The sequence below is a fragment of the bacterium SCSIO 12741 genome (genome assembly GCA_024398055.1).
In the GTDB taxonomy this organism is placed as follows: Bacteria; Bacteroidota; Bacteroidia; order Flavobacteriales_G; family Salibacteraceae; genus SCSIO-12741.
This window is the reverse complement of record CP073749.1, coordinates 3,602,509-3,624,055: the sequence shown is the minus strand read 5'-3', so window position 1 is coordinate 3,624,055 and position 21,547 is coordinate 3,602,509. Positions and strand designations below refer to the sequence as shown.

Below are 21,547 nucleotides of genomic sequence, written 5' to 3'. Positions count from 1 at the left end.
TTGCACCCCGAAATTTTTATTCTAAAAAGCCGTTGAGCGGAGAACGGTTTGTTAAATAGCTCTTTTCCCTTTCCGCAGGAAGAGATACAAGTAAGGACATTTATGTCTGAAGAAAACAAAAACACTTCTGAAAAACCAGAAGAAGTAAAAGCAGAAGCAACTGAAGCTAAAGCTACTGAAGAAGCAACATCTCAAGAGGCTGCTGAGCCTGTAGCAGAAGCTAAAGAAGAAAAGAAAGCTGCCCCTAAAAAACCACGTGCTCGCAAAGCTGTAAAAGTGGATGTGGAAGCTGAAACAGCTGCTGAACCAGAAGCTACTGAAGCGGTTGAAGAAAAAGCCGCAAAAGCAGTTTCTACAAAACCTGAAGTGGAATACGTACCTGCTATTCCGGTGAACGAAATCAAGCCCCTAGACGAATTTGACTGGGACGGTTACGCTGAGTCGGATGACATTTACACCGCTGACGAAAAGCAACAGATGTCTGATCTGTACAATTCTACCCTAACCTCTATTCACGAGCATCAGGTAATTGACGGAAAAGTTGTGACTATGACCAAGAAAGAGGTTGTAGTAAACATCGGTTACAAATCTGACGGTGTTATTTCTGGTAACGAATTCCGTTACAACAGTGAATTGAAAGCCGGTGACCAAGTAGAAGTTTACGTTGAAAAAACGGAAGACAAAACGGGTCAATTGGTACTTTCTCATAAAAAAGCTCGCACCATGCGTGCTTGGGAAAGAGTAAACAACGCTTTGGATACTCAGGAAGTTATTTCTGGATTGATCAAGTGTCGTACGAAAGGTGGTTTGATTGCCGACGTATTCGGAATCGAGGCCTTCCTTCCAGGATCACAAATTGATGTGAAGCCTATCCGCGACTACGATCAGTACGTAGGAAAAGAAATGGACTTCAAAGTGGTTAAGATTAACCAAGAGTTCAGAAACGTTGTTGTTTCCCACAAAGCATTGATCGAAGCCGAACTGGAAGAACAGAAATCGGTAATCATGTCCAAACTGGAGAAAGGACAGGTATTGGAAGGTATCGTGAAAAACATCACATCTTACGGTGTATTCATCGACTTGGGTGGTGTAGACGGACTGGTACACATTACTGATCTTTCTTGGGGACGCGTTAATCACCCAGAGGAAATCGTTCAATTGGACGAGAAAATCAACGTGGTTATCCTGGACTTCGACGACGAGAAGAAACGTATCGCTTTGGGTCTGAAACAACTTCAGTCTCACCCATGGGAATCTCTAAACGACGAGATGAAAGTAGGCGATACAGTAAAAGGAAAAGTGGTTGTATTGGCCGACTACGGTGCGTTTGTAGAAATCGCTCCAGGAGTAGAAGGTTTGATCCACGTTTCAGAAATGAGCTGGTCTCAGCACCTACGCACTGCCAACGATTTCTTCAAGATTGGCGACGAAGTAGAAGCTGTAATCATGACTTTGGATCGCGAAGAGCGCAAAATGTCTTTGAGCACACGTCGCTTGTTGCCTGATCCATGGGATAACATCGAATCTAAATTCCCAGTAGAATCTAAAGTTACCGGTAAGGTTACTAACCTATCTAACTTTGGTGTATTCGTGGAGTTGGAAGAAGGTGTTGATGGATTGATCCACATTTCTGATTTGAGCTGGTCTAAGAAGGTGAATCACCCAAGCGAATTCTGCGCTGTAGGTGAAAACATCGAGGCTGTAGTTCTTGAAATCGATAAAGACAACCGTCGCTTGAGCCTTGGTCACAAGCAATTGGAAGAGAACCCATGGGATGTATTCGAATCAGTATTTACTGAAGGATCAGTACACCAGGGTACTTTGCTTACCTTGACTGACAAAGGTGGTTTGGTTGGTTTGCCTTACGGCGTAGAAGGATTCGCTCCTGGACGTCACTTGGTTAAAGCTGATGGAACTAAAGTGAAAGTAGACGAGCAAATCGATTTCTTGGTTTTGGAATTCAACAAAGACGCGAAGAAAATCATCGTATCTCACTCCAGAATCCACGAAAACGAGAACGAAGCTACTCGTCAAGCTGATAACAAAGCAAACAAAGCTCGTGCGGCTCATACCCGTAAGAGCGTGAAGAAATTGTCTGACAACTTAGAGAAATCTACTTTGGGTGATATTTCTGCACTATCTGCTTTGAAAGAAAGCATGGAAAAAGAAGAAAAGAAAAAGGACTAATTCCTATTTCTAAATAAGCTACGGAAGTTTATTTACTTCCTGATAAAAACCCCTCATCTGTCTTTGGCAGGAGGGGTTTTTTAATTTTCAATTTTCAGGGTCAATCTTGAATCTTGAATAAATGGGGCGCTTTTGGCTTGAGGCCTTAGCGTTTAAGAATTAACATATATGATTGCCCTTTTTCTATTCAATCTTAAATCTTAAGGGGCAATTTTAAATCTTAAGTGGTTCGTAGGCAGCTCCAGGATTTAGCGTTTAAGATTTAACCTTAACATTTATGATTCCTAAGAGGTATTCGAATTTGAAAATGCCTCTGCTCTTTTTTGAGCCAACTCGTTGCCACACAAGCTACCCATAAACAGTAACCTTATTATCCACGAATATCTTCTTCATTTGCCTTTCAACAGTGATCGAATGTCCTATATTTGCCCCCTGAGATGCTCACCCGGACACTCCTAAATAGCAAATCCTTCGAGCTTACCATTAATCGGTTGTGCTACCAGCTCATTGAGAACCACAACGACTTTTCCAATTCCATTCTTATAGGTCTACAGCCCCGCGGGGTAAAATTGCTTCAGCGCATTGAAGAAAAGCTGACTCAAATTCAGCCTGGATTAGAATTGAAAACAGGAAGTCTGGATGTGACCTTTCACCGGGACGATTTCAGACGAGGAGCGCAGCCTCTAACGGCGAGTGAAAACTCCATGCCTCATTTGGTAGAAGGAAAACGCGTGGTACTCATTGACGACGTATTGTATACCGGTAGAACTGTGCGTGCCGGACTCGACGCCTTACTCGACTACGGTCGTCCGGTAAATGTAGAATTGTTGGTTTTTATCGATCGTCGATTTAGTCGTCACTTGCCTATCCAGCCTGACTATGTAGGCCAAAAGATTGATGCTATCGTTTCGGAACGAGTTGAAGTAAAATGGAACGAAACCGAAGGAAAAGACGAAGTCGTTCTGTTCACCCTAAATCAGGAAAATGAGTAGTTTATCAGTTGATCATTTAATCGGAATCAAAGACCTCACTGAGGATGACATTCATTTGATTTTTGAAACGGCTGACAACTTTAAGCAAGTGATCAATCGTCCGATTAAAAAGGTTCCTACTCTTCGTGATATTACCATTGCCAACCTCTTTTTTGAAAACTCTACAAGAACAAAGCTCTCCTTTGAATTGGCCGAAAAACGGCTTTCTGCTGATGTGATTAATTTTTCAGCGGGTTCTTCTTCTGTCAAAAAAGGCGAGACCTTAGTAGATACAGTCAACAATATTTTGGCCATGAAAGTGGACATGGTGGTAATGCGTCACCCCTACCCGGGTGCCTCTGTTTACCTGTCCAGACAAGTGGATTCACGCATCATTAATGCGGGTGACGGAGCTCATGAGCATCCAACGCAAGCCCTGCTCGATGCCTACTCCATTCGAGAGGCTCATAACGATGTAGCCGGTAAAAAAGTGGTCATTGTGGGAGATATTCTTCATAGCCGGGTAGCCTTAAGCAACATTTTGTGCTTACAGAAATTGGGTGCTGAAGTAATGGTTTGTGGCCCGACCACCCTCATCCCAAAACACATTGACAAATTAGGTGTTCGAGTAGAACACAACTTAAGATCAGCTCTCGAGTGGTGCGACATTGCAAACATGCTTCGCATTCAACGTGAACGACTGGATATCAACTACTTCCCTTCACTTCGGGAGTATACCATGTTGTTCGGATTAACTCAACCACTACTCGATTCTTTAGACAAAGAGATTACCGTAATGCACCCTGGACCGATTAATCGAGGGGTTGAAATTTCGAGTGAAGTAGCTGATAGCGATCAAGCAATAATATTGGAACAAGTAGAGAACGGCGTGGCAGTCCGCATGGCGATCCTTTACTTGCTCGCACAAAAAATTCGGAGAGACTAATTCCTTTCGTTATATTTGAATCATTAAATTTGGGCGGACTAGACTAAATTTTGAATCTGAGCATGAATTTTACAGTAGAAAAGACGGAACAATACGACCTGTTAAAAGTAGTGGCTGACAAATTGAACGGTGTAATTTCAGGTGAATTGAAAGACCTGATGGAAGAAAGCATCACCAATGGTCAACGCAACTTGGTTTTAGATTTGTCTGATACCAAATTCTGTGATTCTTCAGGATTGAGCGCAATCCTTGTTGGTAACCGCAGATGCAACCAAACAGAAGGCATGTTTGTTGTTGCAGGTGCCAAGGATATGGTAATGAAGCTCATTACTCTATCTCAGTTGGACAAGGTATTAACCCTGGTCCCTACAGTTTCCGAAGCACACGACATGATCGTGATGTCGGAAGTAGAGAAACAACTTAACGACGAAAATTGATGAAACAACTTTTTACCTTCTTATTTCTTGTACTAACCGCAACATACGCACAAGCTCAGTGCACTCCTGACCCGAGCCATACAAGTGCAGGCTTTTATTCATCAGCCGGAAAAGATACCCTCCCCGGCGCCGAAATTAACTCGGTTTACGACGAAGTTATTACTATCGTTATCCCACCTGATACCAATACAGGTATTCCAGGAATTGGAACTATTGCTATTGATTCTGTAGTTCTTACTTCTGTTCAAGGATTGCCGGTAGGATTGACTTACGAAACACTTTCTGATAAAATTGAAGGTGGCAAATCCGGATGTGTTAGAATTTCTGGAAAGCCTACTAACAACGGGGATATCGGTACCGTTCGTATTAACATTAACTCTACCGTTTATCTTCCCATCATCGGAGCTGCTCCCGCTCCTGCTCAAGTAGTAGAAATGGAAGTAAAAGCATCTACGGTAAGTGTGAAAGAGGTAAACTTCAACGAGCCTTTTGCTGTGCACAATGCTCCTAACCCATTTTTCCCAAAAACTACTTTCTACCTGAATCATCGGGTGAGTGATCATGTTCAGTTTACCGTATTGAATGTGGTTGGAGAGAGAGTTATTGATGAAATTGTAGAGTTGAAAGACGGTGAATCTTTCTTTCACTTTGAATCAGTAGATCTTCCAGGTGGAATCTACGTATACTCCATTAAGGCCGGAGATAACGAAACCCTCGGCCGGATGATGATTGCCGATCACTAATGGCGATCAGCGTTACGGTACTGGGTTCTAATTCAGCAATTCCGGCGCTCCAAAGACATCCTTCAGCACAAGTAGTCAGCATTGACCAAACCCTCATTTTGGTTGATTGCGGAGAAGCTACGCAAATTCAGATGCGTAAATATGGCATCAAGTTTCAGCGTATATCTCATATCCTGATTTCCCACCTCCATGGCGATCACTACTTTGGTCTCATAGGATTGCTCAATACCATGCACCTGTTAGGCCGTGAAAAAGAGCTTACCCTCTTCGGTCCTCCAGAGTTGAAGGAAATCATTTACCTCCAACTAAAGGTGGCTAAAACACGCTTTAGGTACCCGCTGAATTTTCAGCCCTTAGATTTTCAAAACACAGGACTCATTTTTGAGAACCAGAAATTCCGCATTTCTACGGTTCCATTGGAACACCGTATTCCCTGTTTTGGATTTGTGTTTGAGGAAGTTCCAGGGCCAGGTAACATCAAAAAAGAGATCATTGAAAAGTACCAGCCTTCAATTGCCGATTTGCAGCGTATTAAACGTGGTGAAGACTTGGTTTTGGCCAATGGAAGCGTAGTTCCGAATAAAGACCTCACCACTCCTCCTCCACCGCCTAAGAAGTACGCCTACGTAACCGATACTCGTCCAACAGAACACTACCTGGAAGGAATTTCAGGAGCAGACCTGCTCTACCACGAAGCTACCTTTAAAGTAGACTCTGCAGAGCGTGCACATGAAACGCACCACTCCACTACCCATCAAGCGGCCGAGATTGCCCATAAAACAGGTGCTCGAAGACTACTAATTGGTCATTTTTCTACGCGCTATAAAGATTTACAGCCGCTGTTGGATGAAACTCGCGAGGTTTTTGATCAGGCTGAATTGGCATTGGAAGGAGAGACTTATTTGCTTTGACTTTGGTCAAAGCAACAATCTTAAATCTTAAATTTTTAGGGTCAATTTTCAATTTCTATCTCCTTCGGATCTTTGATCCGAAAGTCGGGATTTGTGATGAGCAACATAGTCAACCACCTCACGAACGAAGTGAGTACTCCTTATAATTGAAAATTTAAAATTGATCCTGAAGATTGAAAATTGCTCCCCGCTTACCATCCTCCATCAAACTCATCGTCGATGAGCATTAGGGCTTCGGTGAGTTCTCCTAAGGTTTTTTGGTTGTTTTGCTGGAGCGCAATTTCACGTCCTTTGCGGTAGACTTTGATGGCCTCCTCGAGCTCGTTGTCTTCTTCCAGAAGTTTGCCCAACCGGTAATAAGCACCTAAATAAGTCTCATGGTTTTGAACGATTCCCTTGAGAATCTCGACCGCCTTGTCTCTTGCCCCAAACTTGTGGTACTCCAGGGCTGCGGCATAGTTTAGAAATGGATCGTCCGAATTGGTGGACAGCATTTCTTCGATTAGCTTTAGACGATCTCTTTTAATCATTACAGGTGCAGATGCGTTGTGGACTAAAGTACAAATTTAGCAAGGATTGTTGCGCAATGCGACAGCTTTTCGGCGAATGGTTTTAAACATTTTATGAAGCTTGTTAAATCACCTTATGACCAAAAAAGAAAAGGGCCTCTCCCGGAAATCAGAAAGGCCCTTTTCTTATCGATACAACTAAATCTAATGCACCTTGATTTTTGTCCTGGTCTGCTGACCATTGGCATGGTGTCGGATGACTACCAAAATTCCGGAATCGTGGTAGATCGACTCTACTTTCTCAGAAAGCTCATGCTCCGTTAGCTCTCCATCTTGTTTAAACACCAAGCGCCCATGAATATCATACACCTCCATGGCCGTAATTGGACTGTTGAGGCTTTCTTGCTCCAATACAGATACTGGCGAATCCGAATTTTTGAAGCTATTGATCAAAGTAGGTGAGGATGAACCCACTGGGCAGTTAAACCATTGCCCGGTGATACCCGTCAGGCCAATATCTCGTTGGATATAAACTGGATTCCATTCAATGCGATGGCTGCCCCCTATTCCATTGGACAAATCATTCTCAACCATGCTGAACACATAGGGAATTGGATTATTCACTATTTCTTGGTTTTGCATGTAATTTCCGTAGTAGCAAAAGTCATCGTTCAATAAAGTCTCCATTTGTCCCCCAATGAAAGCCGATGGGAACCAATTGGACTGGGCCTTAAGCAAGGTGCCTTCTGGAGTAATGCTACCCAAGGTGCTGCCATTCTCTGCTGACCAATAGGAAATAGCGCTGTAAGAAGAATTGGGGTCTAAGGTAAGCCGGCCAATCCCATCGTCTGATTGACAGGTAATAACCACCTCATCATTCGCCGCGTCGTAGTCGATGTCATATGGATAGGTCTCGAAAAAATTTGGGGTTATGATCTCCTTGGAAAGCACAGGATTCAAATTGATGTCGACAACGGTAACACCTGTAAAGGCATTAAATCCATGGTAACCAAGGACAAAGAAAGGCTGCTGCTGATCATGTAACCAAAGCGAAGCTTCCAAGCCTCCAATAACTCCCGTATAGCTGGCATCTCCTCTCACGGCTACCCGGCCATTTATTCCCAGGGTATTGGGGTTGATCTTAATTATAGAGGGCATCGCATTGGGCGGTGAATTGGGGTCATAATAAATGTTCATGGTACCCGTAATGAACAGGTCGCCTTTAACCTCACCAATTCGATCCATGATGAAGAGGTTTTCCCCAAATCGATCAGTCATGGCTACCACATTCTGCCAAGGCGGTGTATTTAATTGGCCCGATGCGGGATCCAGGAGATTAAGAACCAAATGCTGACAGTCATCGACCAAGGTAGCTGGTCCGTTTCGGTAGGGATACCCCACATTAACCACAAAGAACAACTGATCAAGTGAGGGAATGTACGCAATTCGACTTTGCTTGGGATAGCGTACGTTTTGACCGTAGCTGGAATTAGCAAAATGATAGCTATACACAATCCAATTGTTGTAGGAATAGGCATTGGAAGCTCCATTGATATCCAACTTGATCACCGCTGTATTTCGGTTTAGGAGGTTTCCCGGGTTTGAAATAGTTCCCGCCGGGCTGGCTCGAAAAAGGGTCGCAATGAAAAGGTTTCCATCAGCATCAAGGCAGGAGTTCTGGAGTTTGAGGTCAACCAATCCTCCACCGTATTGAATATCATCGTAAAACAAGCGCTCACTGAAAACTGCATCTCCCGCCGGATTTAGAATAAGTACCTGAATACCGTCATGAACGTTACCCGTACCCGGATTTACATTGGATAATTGAGAGACTTTGACAACATTTCCGTTATCCAATAAATGGATATTATCTCTGGATCCAGCGTTATCATAGGATGCGGAATTTCCGGTAACGGTGTAAAAATTTTGCCCGTTGCTCCATGGAGAAATCGCCAGAAAAGCAGCAAGAAAAACTAAAGGAATAATTCGTTTCATCATGTTAATTTGGTTTTGGATTAGAATAAAAGGCAAAGCTCTACAAGCCGTCCACCATGCCTATCAACAGATGTAATAATCCTTGAATCATATGTTAGTTTTCCCTGTACTCAAGGCTATTTGAATGGAATTGAAAAAGGGAGATTGGCCTTCGGAAATTGGATTGAGGTGATTAGTTGAGCAGATTTTTTAGCTCTTTAAGGGCTTGTTGATTTTTGGGATCACTCATACCTCCGCGAATTTCCATCACATCCTTTTTGGCCAAATGCCAGCTAATTGGAATGCTGCGCTCGTCATGCACATTAAGGACGAGGTTAACCACCTTGACCTTGCTTTTGATTTCATGGGGAAGTAAAGCCATCATTTCTTCCTGGGCCATGAACTGGGAGTTGAATAGGTTTTGGTAAACCGAACCCACGGGAGAAGTGATAGAATGAAGTAAGGATTCGTAGGGATCTTGATTAATCTTGATTTGATCGGGTTTATCCAATATTCGAACCACCACAATCTTCTCAATGGCTGTATCTATCCAAGGCGACATACAGGACAAATAATCCACCGAATTTTGCCATCCATAGTTATCCCTCACTCCGGCATCCATTACGTCGATAGCAGGCTCAGAAGGGAGCGAGATGGTGGGCAAAACGTAGGGAAAGGTCGCATTCATTCTTAAGGCAGAAGTGAGCAAGAGCTTGTCAGCAGACTGATTTTCAAAGAGCCGGTAAAAGTCGAGCGTGCCGTATTTCGCATGACTAAGGTTGCGGTTGCGATTGTGATAGAGATAAAGCACACTACTGGAGCCAATCACCAATCGCCTGCCATCGTTGGATACAATGGGACTAAACCACATCTCCGGTAAATCGCCATTGTAAACATAAGGAGCGTAGGAACTTACTGGTTTGTTAAGTACTCCCTCAGTGTTCAAATTCAGTTGCTTTTCGAAGTAGTAGCCCCGGTCTTTAAAATAACGATGACCATCAGCTTCAAAGGTTCGATAGCGAATAAAAAAGTCATTAACCACCCAGGCAAAAGCCAAAGGATTCAAAATATCCCGAGCCATATTCTCGGTGCCATTTGTGCTTCGTGTTTCTTCTTTCAGAAACTTTTGCCGCAAGTGGTTCTCCCGGTAATAGGCCGAACCGATCATTCCTCCCGAGGCACCAGTAATCAATCGGGTTTTGGAAAATAGGGCTCCATCCAAAACAGAATCACAATGCTCTAAACTGTGATAAGTCCAAACTGCCGAGCGCAGCCCACCGCCACTCGTGTTGACTAAAACAAGGGTATTTCCGTTTTTAGCTTTCCAATTGTTGAGCGATTCTATTTCTCGGTTCCAGGCTTCTTGATTCACCAAAGAATCTCCGTGTAATTTGGCAATCGATTCGTTGGTATAAGGTTGAGGCGGAGCATCGTAGTTAAGCCCGTAGGCCATATTCGTCCGTCGAAAAATAGGATAGGTAGAAAGGTAATTGAGTGAAAGGAAAATAACCAGAAATCCGAATATACTCCACTGCTTCAACCAATTGTGCAAGGCTCCGGTAAACATCAAGGCCAGGGTCAATAAAAGGAAAATACTGGCACCTGCCGGAATAGCGAAGACTGGGTTTTCCATGAAAATACCCAAGGTAAGGATACTGATAATCGCCCCGATTTCAAACAAGGAAGCGTTCAGGTGGTTTTGCTGGATCACCTTACGAAGCGTTTCTCTCGAATAGTGTCGGGTGGGTCTGGCCACTGCAATTCGCAGTTTCTCGGTGATGTAGGTTTCGATCTTCCAGCGACTGGTTCTTTTCAAAAATTGATACCACTTAACCTCTGGTTCCAATAGATCACGAATGGGACGATACCTTTTTCGCCTCTTCTCCCCTTTCCCTTCAAACATGGCAAACACACTCTTGTTCGTCCCAATGAAATAGGAGATGCTCAATCCGGCAAAGAAGAAAATACCCAACAAAAAGCCCATCAAATGGATCATGACATTAAGGGGAGTTTCCAGTTCACGATTAATCTGAAAGTCTACCATGTTGACCATGTAGATAAACAGAAAGGTGGTAGGAATCAAAAAGTTGTTGATCACATACATCAGGAAGGGCCGCGACAACGTTGCTATAAAGGGGAATCGAAACCCGTTTATGATGTAGCTGCTGATGTTGAAGGCCATGATGAATGATCCACAGGCCAATCCGAGAAGAATGTGGGATAGGAAATTGACCTCACCCAAGTATTCCGGATACAAAAGGAGATTGGGTAAGCCATAGGTACGCGCAAAGAGTTGAGTTACCAACCCAAACAAAATCACCCAATAGATAATGAGCACCTGATTGCGCTGAAGATGCACAGCCACCAAACGGAGTGGGAAAAAGAACACCACTCGTTGGATGATTTTACGGATGCGTTTGTGGTTTATGGGCATAAAAAAAGCGCAATTACGTCAAATGTAAAACGGAATTGCGCCCTTTTTGATATACCGTAGATAAAAGCCTTACATTTTCGACTCTGCCAGTTGCAGAATCTCGGCTTCTAACTGCTGTGCACGAGACTGAAGATCATTCCCTTTGGTGATAATTTCATCCACAAAGTTTCTGTCCTTCAGGTCCGCTGCATTAATCTTTACATTGAGGAAAGCTCCCATGATTGCCGTACGGGCACAAAGTGCTCCAACAGCTGCATCGGTCACGGAATTAGGGTTACCAATTTCCGTCATGGTTTTGATCAACTCAAAGGAGCGGAAAGTAGTTTCCATAACCCGAAATGGAATTTCAATAGCATACTTGGTTGCGGCTTCAATAGCCTCTGATCTGCGTGCTTTATCTTCTTCGCTATCCTTAGGCATGCGGAAGGCATCAATAATTCGGTTAAAGGACTCCGTATCCTCATCCACCAAGAAAAGCAATTCATCCTTGATTTTTTGCCCTTCTACGGCCCAATTAGAGAATTCTTCCCAGCGATCATCCCATCCTCTTTTGTGAGAAGATAGGTTAGCCACCATGGTGCCCAAGCTCACGCCCAATGCTCCTACGTAGGCAGAAATTGATCCGCCACCCGGGGCTGGAGATTCACTGGCTGTTTCATCAGCAAATCCAGTGAGGTCCATATCCACCAATCGCTTGGTTTGGCTATCGCGAAGTTTGTATTCAATAATCTTTTCATTGGGATCGAAAGGAGCCAAATCGTCCAGTCCCAAAGACTTAACCGCAATTTTAATAATCTCACTTTCAGGAACACCCAAAGAACGATTTTGCTTTTTCAGGAAGTATTTTCCCGCATCCAACATGGCATTCAGCGGCACCAATCCGATCAACTCAGAACCGGTAACACGAAGTCCTCTTTGCTCGGCAGACTTACAGGTTTCATCAAAGGCTTCGTGGATCGAAGTCACACTAATGTTGGTCAGGTTGTACGAGATCTGCGCGATTCCGTACTCCTCAATGTACCAACCAATTCCTTTAACACATTTCAATTTTCCAGGTTCACGAACGGGGTTACCGTTTTCATCTTTCACCACCTTTCCGGTAATGCCATTACCTTCTCTTTTAATTCGTCCTGCTTCACGAATGTCAAAGGCAATCGCATTGGCTCGGCGAGTAGAAGTCGTGTTTAGGTTAACGTTATAAGCTACCAAAAAGTCACGAGCTGAAATAGCCGTAGCTCCGGTTCTCTGTGCACGTTCGTTGAACTCGGCTGGACCAAAGTCCGGAGTCCAATCTGGGTTACTCAATTTATTTTTCAAGCCTTCGTACTCACCTTCACGGCAGTTGGCCAGGTTTCTTCTCTTTTCCTCTTTGGCTGCTTCTTCGTAGAAATAACCAGGAATTCCAAGTTCCTTTCCAACACGCTCTCCAAGCTTATGAGCGTATACAGCTGTTTCTTCCAAGGTAATACCAGACACCGGTACCAATGGGCAAACATCAGTAGCACCGAATCTCGGATGCTCTCCACTGTGGCCACTCATATCAATAAGTTCAGCAGCCTTTTCAATAAGACGAAAAGCAGCCTCAATAACTACTTCAGGTTCGCCCACAAAAGTGATTACCGTGCGGTTGGTAGCCTTTCCAGGGTCAACGTCGAGGAGTCTAACTCCGTCCACGGTTTCAACGACTCCAGCAATGGCATTGATTTTATCTTGATCCCGGCCTTCCGAGATATTGGGTACACATTCGATTAATCTCTTTTCCATTCGTTGCAATTTGGGCGTCAAATGTAGCTAATTCGCAATTTTTTCGGGGGCATTTTAGCGGACAAAATCACCAACATCAGGAGACCCTTGGTTGGCTCCAATAAAAAAGGCCGATTCCAACGAAACCGGCCTTTTCCTTATTCTATCACTACCTGTTAGGGCATTGCCAATCCAGGGTAGTTTGTTACACTTACTTTGGGAATATTCCCTCCGTATTTCAGATTAATGGCATCAATCGTTGCATTGGCGGCAATCGCATAACCGCGAGGTGTTAAATGCACGCCATCCAGAGAGAAAGTTCCTCCGGTTACGTAGGTGGTTTGAAAAGTTACCCCATCGAAGGTAAAACCGTTTTCTTTCACCGAAGCCAATACAGAATTCATGTCCGCATAGGCCAGGCCTCTGCTCTCTGCTACCGATTTGATGGTGGCGTTGTAGGAAGCCACGTGATCGCTAATTTTTGCAATCTCACTTGCCTTTAGAACATCAGAATCCTTTAACGGAGAAATGGCCGCTAAAGCGGAGGCCGGATTGGCAGGATCAAACTTGCTTTGATCGAATACACCATATCCTTCACAACGCATAGCATCCTGATCCACACTCAGCAAAATCAATTCTCCTTCTTTCAACTGACGAATACCCAGAGGGTTGGTCGCTGAAACGGGTTCTTCAACCAAAAAGGCATTGGCACCGGCCTGAAAATTGAACCGATACTGCTCTCCCAATCCAGGAGCGATGGCATTGAAAGTATCCGCCACAAACAAGAACAGCTGATTCAACTGGGTTGCTAAAGATTGTTCCAAATTAGCCCCATTATAGGGTACCGTGGTAAAAAACGGAATCGAAGTCACATCCGGAATATTCATGCAAACTCCCTTAGCGCCATTGGCCGTCAACCCAGCTACCAATGCGGTGTATGCAGCTGTAAAGTTTCCAGCTGGAGTGGCCGGGTCTCCTCCTTCTCCACCCGAAGTGGCATATCCGAGAATGTCGTTGTTACCAATCCAAAGACTAAAAAATGTAGGGTTACTCAACAAGGCATCCTGCAACACCGTTGAATTGGTACTTGAAGCGAATCGCACGTAATAAGGATTTGCCAAGCCCAATGTCAAGTTTGCCGGATCTCCGTATCCTGGGGCCAATAGATGCTCAACCTTGGCTCCCGGAACTCCGACATTGTTGTAGGGACCGCTGGCTGCTACAGAGGCACCGTTGGCCGGATTCGCCGGATTGGTTGTTGACGCAACCGGGCCTAAGCCAGTTTCACCCTTACAATTGGTGGAATAACCCAAGACCAATTTTACATTGGGGCTCACCAAGGGAATTCCACCGAAGTCGTCGGCCATCAACGGCTGCTTAAAGGTAGATGCTCCGCCTACGGATTGCAATTGAGTAGCCACCATGCTCGGAAAGGAGTTTTCCTGTCCGCTCTTGTATAAGGCCCCATCTGCAAATCCAGCGGTCAACGAGTTTCCGACTGCTACAAATCGAGAATAGTCTGCCGAGCCACCTTCAAAATTGGGGTCTTCAAATTTTCTGTCACAGGATAGTACGACCAATACGGAGGCTGCTATCCAAATTGTTGTCCATTTCTTCATGTTCAGTCCTCCTTAAAAATTGTATGATAATCCAAGTCCTGGAACCCAGGCTGTAGTTCTGTATGTTCCTGAAAAATTGGCCGGCTTGTACTGCGATTCACGCTCCAATCCGTAGATGTAGAGCAGAGATACATCTATGCTCAAGTTCTTCATCGGCGAGTAACTGGCTCCTCCGGTAAAACCCAGGTTGTCCATATTCGGAGTTTCTGGGGTAAAGTACTCATCCTGAACAGGCGATGGATCGTAGTAGGCTCCTAACCGTACAGAAAGCTTTTCACTGTGCTGATAATTGGCTCCCAAACGAAAGGCTATGGTATTTTCATACAACCGCGGATTACGACTATCTTCCAACCCATCGGTATTGGTTTCAAAATCAAACACCAAGGAATCATACACATCCCAATTTACCCAATTAGCCTCTGCCGCGATGGTGATTTTATCGGTTAAGTCATAGCCGATACCAAAGTTGACAGATCCAGGCAAGTTGAGGGTTGTAGAAAACTTATTGGTCTCAGGAAAATTGGAATTCAGAGAAGCAGGAACCTTCATGGTCACATCTCCATCTTTCGCTTCCATCTTAATTCCCGACTTGTAGGACAGGCCGATGTGTAGTTGTTCCATAGGATCGTAGTAGATACCAGCGTTGAAGCCATATCCATTCGCTCCACTTGACAATTCTACCGTTTCGGTATTGTCTCCCACAGGTAAATTGATGGCTCGGTTAATCTTTACATTTCCCGTCGCCCAGATAAACCCAACTCCGATTCCCAGGTTATCCATCACCTTATAACCCACCGTGGGTTGAATGAAGAAGGATCGAAGTTGAATTTTTTGAATTAAGTAACGACCGGCCCATTGATCGTCCCATACCACAGAACTTCCGAAGGGAGTGTATACACCCAAACCAATGGAAATTCGCTCTTTAAGGATATAGTTGGCATAGGCACTGAATGGAGTACCCACAGGATTGTCGGATTCGAAAGTTTGGTTGTAGGTTTCGTTTTGGTAGTACGCTTTGGAAAAAATGGTACTCATTCCCAACGAAGCCGAAAAAGTGCTGTCAAGCATGGGCAAAGCTCCGGGATTGAAATAAATACTACTCGCTCCAAAGAGCATGGGAACACCCACGTGGCCCATTCCAATTTGTTTTTGACCCTGGAGTGAGACCTGAAATCCTCCGGCAGAAGAAGACAGAAATAACACCACAGCCAATGCTGTAAATAGAAGTTTTTGCATATCTGTTTTGTTTGAAAACCAGCATGGAAATTATCCATAATTGGTTAGAAATCAAAGCTCAGAGGCAAAAAAATATTAGGCACGCATAGTATTTTCTTACAAATTCATGCGTCCAATTTTGAGCTTTTACAGAAGCAAAGCCGTGATTCTCAAGGCTATTGACAAATCAAGGTAGAAAACAAGAAACGGGCACATCTGCAATTAGAGGATATCCATCGAGCGTGAATACTTCCACTTAGACGAACCCTTCACTCTGGTCCCCTCTGATCCTCAACCTTATACTTTCTGTCCGTTCAGTATAACGGTGTCAATGTGGTCGCCTCCAAAGGCATAGGGAATGTAAGAATACGAAGGCATCTCCCTGGTAATTATCAAATTAGCACGTTTACCTTCAGCAATAGATCCAAGTTCAGAAGACCAACCCATGGCATAGGCTCCATTCAGGCAGGACGCATTAATAGCCTCCTCAGGAGTCATTTTCATTTTGATACAGGCCAAGGACATTACAAAGGGCATTTTACCAGAAGGCGTCGATCCCGGGTTGTAATCTGTGGCCAAAGCAACCCCCAACCCAGAGTCGATCATTTTTCGAGCCGGGGAATAGGGTATTTCCAAAAAGAAGGAACAAGAGGGCAACAAAGTTGAAATGGTGGGGCTATCCTTAAGCATTTCGATTTCGTCGTCGGCTAACTCTTCCAGGTGGTCCACTGAAAGAGCATTCAGCTTGAGCCCCACTTCAATACCTCCAGAAATGGTGAATTGATTCACATGGTATTTGGGTATCAACCCATGGTCTAATCCGGCTTGAAGTACGCGCTCGGTATCCTGGTTGTCGAAGTATCCTTTCTCGCAGAAAATATCAATGTATTCGGCCAAGCCTTCTTCTTTTACCTGTGGAATGATCTCATTCACAATCAAATCCAGGTAGCCTGATTTATTGTCTTTGTATTCCGGAGGAAGAGCATGTGCTGCCAACAAAGTAGAGCGAACCATCAAAGGAGTTTCCTTTTGGATACGTTTGATCACTCGAAGCATCTTCAATTCGCTATCTACGCTTAGTCCATAACCACTTTTAATTTCTAAAGCTCCTGTACCAAAAGACATTACCTCATGGGCACGGGCAACGGATTGTTCAAACAACTCATCTTCGGAAGCCTTCCTTAGGTTGAGGGCTGAATTGATAATCCCTCCTCCCCTTTTGGCAATTTCTTCGTAGGAAACTCCCCGGATACGATCCGCAAATTCTGATTCGCGGTTTCCGTAATACACGATGTGGGAATGTGAATCGCAAAAAGCGGGCATCACAATTTTTCCGCTGGCATCAATCACCTCCAAGTCATTCCAGTCTGTGATTCCGCCCCAATCTTTCATCTCACCAAAAGCCAGAATTCGGTCACCTTCAACGGCCAACCAGGCATCTTCCAACACGTTTAATTGGTTCATTTCGGAACCGACTACGCGCGTCTTCTCTTTTCCGCTTTCTTCAAATCCGACTAATTGCTTGATGTTTTTGATCAGAATCTTTCCCATGCTTTGGACTTTTGTTTGGGCAAAAATGAAACAATTCGGGTGATTGAGCCTCTACTTCTTCTCGTCAATTGACAAGAAATGATCCACACGTTTTAAGGCGGATTCGCTTCGCTGACTCTTTTTGCGCACCTCATCAATGAGCGCCTTATTTTCCTGACTCTGGTAGTACTTCTTGAGGGCGTTTCCACAAACTCCAGCCAAACGCCAATTGGCATTTTGAATTCCGGTGAATAGGCTTTGGATGAAAGCCTCATCCAGATAGTTCAAGCGCTGCAAGGTTCTCACCGCATTGGTTCGGGTTTGAAAATCGAAGGACTCGGTTGACAAATCCACCAGTTCGTTATAATAGGCACTATCGCCTGTAACATGAACGGCAATTTCTAACCACTGAATACGAACATTGTGGGTAATGCCTCCCTGAACATCTGAAGTTTGGGTCAAATACCCTTGAATATTTCCTGGGAAACTCATGGCTAAACGAACCAATGCCGTTTGGATAACTTCGTAAGAGGAGGCATTTAAAAGCTTTTCATAATCGGCCTGTAGTTCGGCTGGAATCTTCCTGGTATTTCTGAGAACTACCTTTTGCAGATCGGGATCGTTGCTGGCTATGGCCTCCCGAATCCATCGGATGGAGTCTTTGTGATTCCATAATTGCGTGAGTGCTTCTCCCCGTGAGAAATAAGCTGAGTCCTGCGTAAATGCTTTGATCAAAGTGGCCTCCTTGTCTTCCATTGCTGTTTTCCGCAAGGACACCAAGGCATCATAACGATCGATCATGTACGCTGCCTCGGTAGCTTGATTGAGTCTCCAAGTTAACGAACGATCAAAGGAAATTTGTTTCAGAATTTTTGAACCCGGATCAAAGAGTACATAACTAATCTCCTTCTTTTTGTCCCGCTCGATCAAAATGGTATCAGATTTTCCATCCACCCATTCGCGAAGAGAATCACGGCTACCATCGGTATAATAAACTTCAACCACCACAGGCATTCGGAAAAGGGGAATCTCGGGAACGGTATCCTGCAATTGATTGACCACCATGCGGTATTTTTTAGCCTTTTTATCCGTTTCCCATTTTACTTCATACTGAGGCATTCCACCGTGATTAACCCATTGATCGATAAACCAACCAATAGGATAGCCCGTGGATTCGTAAAAAGCTCCAATCAAGTCATCTCGTGATACCAGACCATAGGCGTGGTCAACCAAATAGTGTTTGAGCGCTTCACGAAATAGTTCGTCTCCCACAGTATAATTCAACATGTGCAAAACGTAACTACCTTTCAGGTAAAAGCGAGCCGAACCTGCCGCTGAATGCCCTACTCCACGGTGATCAGTTTGATCGGCTTGAAGGGCGGCCTGTTGGTTGTTGCGCATCATCACCTCAAAATCATCTTGTCCTAAAAACTCCCGCACGACCGAGGTGTGATAATAGGTGGCAAAGCTCTCATGCAACCAGTGATCGTCAGGACTGCGAGACGTAACCAAATCTCCAAACCACTGGTGTGCCAGCTCGTGACCATTTACATAGACGTAGTTTTTGTCGTTAAAGCCAACCGAATCTACCCAGAAGAAATCACCAAATATGGTGGCCGAAGTATTCTCCATAGCTCCGTAAACGAAATCCTGCACGGGCACTTGAGAATAGGTTGGCCAGGGATAAGGAATTCCAATATTTTCTTCGAGGTAATCAAATATCTCCTTGTTGTAGCGGTAAGTGGGCTCCACTTTTGCCGGGAATCCTGGGTAGTAATAGTTGTACAACTTTACCCCTGAAGCCGATTGCTGTTCCCAGATTCCATAGTCTCCAATAGCCAACATCATCAGATAAGGGGAATGTGGCTTTTCCATGTGGTAGTGCCAAAAGGTTTCCTTGCCTTCATTCATCCTCAAAATGAACTTACCATTGGAAAGCACCTGATACGTGGAGTCAAAATGCACCGTGATGTCGGTGGTAATTTTATCGGCCATATCATCAAATAGCGGCACCCAGCGCCGGTTGTCTATCCCCTGCCCTTGAGTCCAAATCTGTTTGCGGCAGCGATTGGTTGAATCCTGCCAACCAATGAAAAACATTCCTTTTCGGGGCCAGGCACTGTAGCTGATAAATACTTCGTGGTTCTCTCCACGTGCCAGCGGTTGATCAAAGTAGACCGTAATTCCTTGGTCACTTACTCTGTATTTGGATTCCGAGGAATCGGCTTGAAGCAGGTGTACCTTCATTTGGGTTGCATCCAGATACAAGGAATCCAATTGAGGCCTAAGCACTTCAAATTTTAACCGTACTGATCCATTCACCCTTCCCGAATCAGGAACAAAACGCAAGTCGATGTGGGCGTGCTTAAAATCCACAAAGCGTTCGCGGGCATCTTTTTTCGGATCTTTTACATAACAAGAAAGCTGATCTTGGGCATTCAATCCCAAGACAAGTACCATAAAAAATACCGTGAGTGAGGACAATTGAAGTTTCATGTGAATTTCATTCAGATATGGGGCAAGATTAAGGAATTTTGAGGGGAAAAGTGAACCGCTTATCAAGTCAGGCCTTGCATTATGGCTCATAGAACGGTGGTTTGAAAAGAGAAGGAATGCTGATTTTGAACTCTTCCTTCCTAGCTATCTGATTCAGAATTCATGTACTTTAGCCACCGCTTAGTACGAAGGCCATACATGCTGAAAAAAATTCAATCGCTTCTTTCCTATGGAACAGACCTTCCGGGCAATAGTCCATGGGTATGGATTCTTTTATTAGCACCAACAATCCTTCTATTTATTCTAAGGTTCTCCTTTCTTTCCTTAGGCAGTTATTGGGACGAAATATGGGTGTATCACCCAGCAGTGCATTATTTAATCGAACACGGCGTTTCCTTCGATCCAAATGCACTTCCGGTAGATCTTTCCAGAGGTCATCCTACTCTTTTTCATAACCTCTTTGCCTTATGGGGTGTCATTTTTGGAGATTCGGTGATTACCCTTCGCCTTTTTGCCTTGTTGGTTTCTGCCTCATCCTTGGTCTTTCTTGGCCTGGTTTTGCGGCACTTCAAGTTGCCCTTGATTCTAATCTTTTTAGTTGAAATCTCTTTGATAGCTCAGCCAGAGTTTTTTCAGCAGTCCACCCAGATTTTGCCCGAAGTTATGTTGGGGCTATTTGTTCTGAGTTCCCTCTATTTCTATTTGAAACGAAACTTGATTCTCCTTGCCCTTAGCCTAAATCTTCTTTTAATGACCAAGGAATCAGGCATCATTTTCTGGTTCCTGTTTCTCGTTTGTGAGTGGTTGTTTTATTCTCGCGAAAAACGAGGTCAAGTCATAAGAACTTCTTTATCCATTTTGGCCGGGCTGGCTATTCCTGTGCTTTTTTTTGTGGTGCAATATTTCGAAAAGGGCTGGGTGTTCTTTCCGGAGCACACAGGCATGCTCAATTTTGAGTACCACGATATCCTGGTCAATTTCCAAAACTTCTACCTACGTGTTTTCGAATTCAAAGGGCGCTACCTTCTTTCCTTAAGTATATGGCTGAGTATAGGTTTAGTTTGGCCATACAGCAACTGGAAAATTCGAATTTTTCACCTCGTATTATTAGGCTCCCTACTCAAAGTATTGTTCGGTTATTGGGAAGTGCCCAATGAATGGGTAATTCCGGTTTGTGCGGTGATGATTGCAGGATTCGTTTACACCTTTTTCATTCCCTGGAAAAAGCAGAGTGACGAAAAGAAAATGGTAACCTTCGGCTTGATGGCCTGCGTCCTGTTCATTGGATATTCGGCTATCAATTTCTTCACCTTTAGGTATTTGCTTTGCCTCATTCCGATTTTCTTAGGAGGTTCAGCTTTACTACTCCACCGATCCTTTGCACAATGGACCATCGTTCCCGTACTCATTTTTGTGGGGGCCATCAGCTGGAATGTGGTAGACTGGCAGGAAGAAAAAATATTTGACGTTTCCTCCGGATACAAGGATGGGGTTGAATCCTTTCAGGAAGCCATGTTAAAAATCGAAGAACTCGACATCTATGATAAATCCATTCACGTTGGATTCCTCGATAAATATGCCTTCAACCATGCCTACATTGGATACCGTAATTCTACAATTCCATTCACAGCAATAAATACCTTGCCACGAGGCGAATCGGAATACGTACTCTGCAAGAATTTTGGTAATGAGTGTGATCCAGAAAATTTAAAGGACGAATATGAGGTTGTTTTCTGCGTGGAAAAAGGGATTGCATACTCTTGTTTGCTGCAGCGAAAATCGCAGAATTGAAAAATTCAATTGCCTCAAAGTTCAAATATGCCTTTGAAACC

The 21,547-nt window shown here is 44.2% G+C and carries 15 protein-coding genes; 7 read left to right on the top strand and 8 right to left on the bottom strand.

Annotated elements, in window-relative coordinates; all coding sequences use genetic code 11:
• The first annotated feature begins 102 nt into the window (after positions 1-102).
• The 6 genes from rpsA to KFE98_15430 all read left to right on the top strand — a co-directional run bounded on the left by rpsA (position 103) and on the right by KFE98_15430 (position 6,195).
• Positions 103-2,187: a 30S ribosomal protein S1 gene (gene rpsA, locus KFE98_15455; protein UTW61399.1), complete on the top strand. Its 2,085-nt coding sequence runs from the start codon at positions 103-105 to the stop codon at positions 2,185-2,187.
• Positions 2,188-2,624: 437 nt separating this feature from the next.
• Positions 2,625-3,179, top strand: coding sequence for a bifunctional pyr operon transcriptional regulator/uracil phosphoribosyltransferase PyrR (gene pyrR / locus KFE98_15450; GenBank protein UTW61398.1), 555 nt, complete (start codon positions 2,625-2,627; stop codon positions 3,177-3,179).
• The gene (locus tag KFE98_15445) at positions 3,172-4,104 is read left to right on the top strand and encodes an aspartate carbamoyltransferase catalytic subunit (GenBank protein UTW61397.1); all 933 of its coding nucleotides are present in this window, start codon (positions 3,172-3,174) and stop codon (positions 4,102-4,104) included. Before pyrR ends, KFE98_15445 begins: the two co-directional genes overlap by 8 nt.
• 62 nt (positions 4,105-4,166) lie before the next feature.
• Positions 4,167-4,541 (top strand): STAS domain-containing protein, encoded by a 375-nt coding sequence (locus KFE98_15440; protein ID UTW61396.1) that lies wholly within the window; start codon positions 4,167-4,169, stop codon positions 4,539-4,541.
• Entirely contained in the window at positions 4,541-5,284 is a 744-nt protein-coding gene (locus KFE98_15435; GenBank protein ID UTW61395.1) for a hypothetical protein, read from the top strand. Before KFE98_15440 ends, KFE98_15435 begins: the two co-directional genes overlap by 1 nt.
• Complete coding sequence (locus tag KFE98_15430; protein ID UTW61394.1) at positions 5,284-6,195, top strand: ribonuclease Z; 912 nt, start codon at positions 5,284-5,286, stop codon at positions 6,193-6,195. Before KFE98_15435 ends, KFE98_15430 begins: the two co-directional genes overlap by 1 nt.
• Positions 6,196-6,386: 191 nt before the next feature.
• On the opposite strand, the gene KFE98_15425 is transcribed toward KFE98_15430, so the two are convergent.
• The 8 genes from KFE98_15425 to KFE98_15390 form a co-directional block, all read right to left on the bottom strand.
• The gene (locus tag KFE98_15425; protein UTW61393.1) at positions 6,387-6,725 is read right to left on the bottom strand and encodes a hypothetical protein; all 339 of its coding nucleotides are present in this window, start codon (positions 6,723-6,725) and stop codon (positions 6,387-6,389) included.
• A 183-nt stretch (positions 6,726-6,908) separates the two neighbouring features.
• Complete coding sequence (locus KFE98_15420; protein ID UTW61392.1) at positions 6,909-8,702, bottom strand: hypothetical protein; 1,794 nt, start codon at positions 8,700-8,702, stop codon at positions 6,909-6,911.
• Between the two features lie 169 nt (positions 8,703-8,871).
• Positions 8,872-11,112: a hypothetical protein gene (locus KFE98_15415; protein UTW61391.1), complete on the bottom strand. Its 2,241-nt coding sequence runs from the start codon at positions 11,110-11,112 to the stop codon at positions 8,872-8,874.
• A gap of 69 nt (positions 11,113-11,181) precedes the next feature.
• Entirely contained in the window at positions 11,182-12,876 is a 1,695-nt protein-coding gene (gene ftcD / locus KFE98_15410; protein UTW61390.1) for a glutamate formimidoyltransferase, read from the bottom strand.
• 155 nt (positions 12,877-13,031) lie between these two features.
• The gene (locus KFE98_15405) at positions 13,032-14,474 is read right to left on the bottom strand and encodes a G-D-S-L family lipolytic protein (protein ID UTW61389.1); all 1,443 of its coding nucleotides are present in this window, start codon (positions 14,472-14,474) and stop codon (positions 13,032-13,034) included.
• Between the two features lie 12 nt (positions 14,475-14,486).
• Complete coding sequence (locus KFE98_15400; protein ID UTW61388.1) at positions 14,487-15,710, bottom strand: outer membrane protein transport protein; 1,224 nt, start codon at positions 15,708-15,710, stop codon at positions 14,487-14,489.
• 276 nt (positions 15,711-15,986) lie between these two features.
• Positions 15,987-17,240: an imidazolonepropionase gene (hutI, locus tag KFE98_15395; GenBank protein UTW61387.1), complete on the bottom strand. Its 1,254-nt coding sequence runs from the start codon at positions 17,238-17,240 to the stop codon at positions 15,987-15,989.
• A 51-nt stretch (positions 17,241-17,291) separates the two neighbouring features.
• Positions 17,292-19,715 carry a hypothetical protein gene (locus KFE98_15390; GenBank protein ID UTW61386.1) on the bottom strand — a complete coding sequence of 808 codons (2,424 nt, stop codon included), beginning with the start codon at positions 19,713-19,715 and terminating at the stop codon, positions 17,292-17,294.
• A gap of 198 nt (positions 19,716-19,913) precedes the next feature.
• On the opposite strand from KFE98_15390, the gene KFE98_15385 reads away from it, so the two are divergent.
• Positions 19,914-21,506 carry a hypothetical protein gene (locus KFE98_15385; GenBank protein ID UTW61385.1) on the top strand — a complete coding sequence of 531 codons (1,593 nt, stop codon included), beginning with the start codon at positions 19,914-19,916 and terminating at the stop codon, positions 21,504-21,506.
• Positions 21,507-21,547 lie beyond the last annotated feature (41 nt).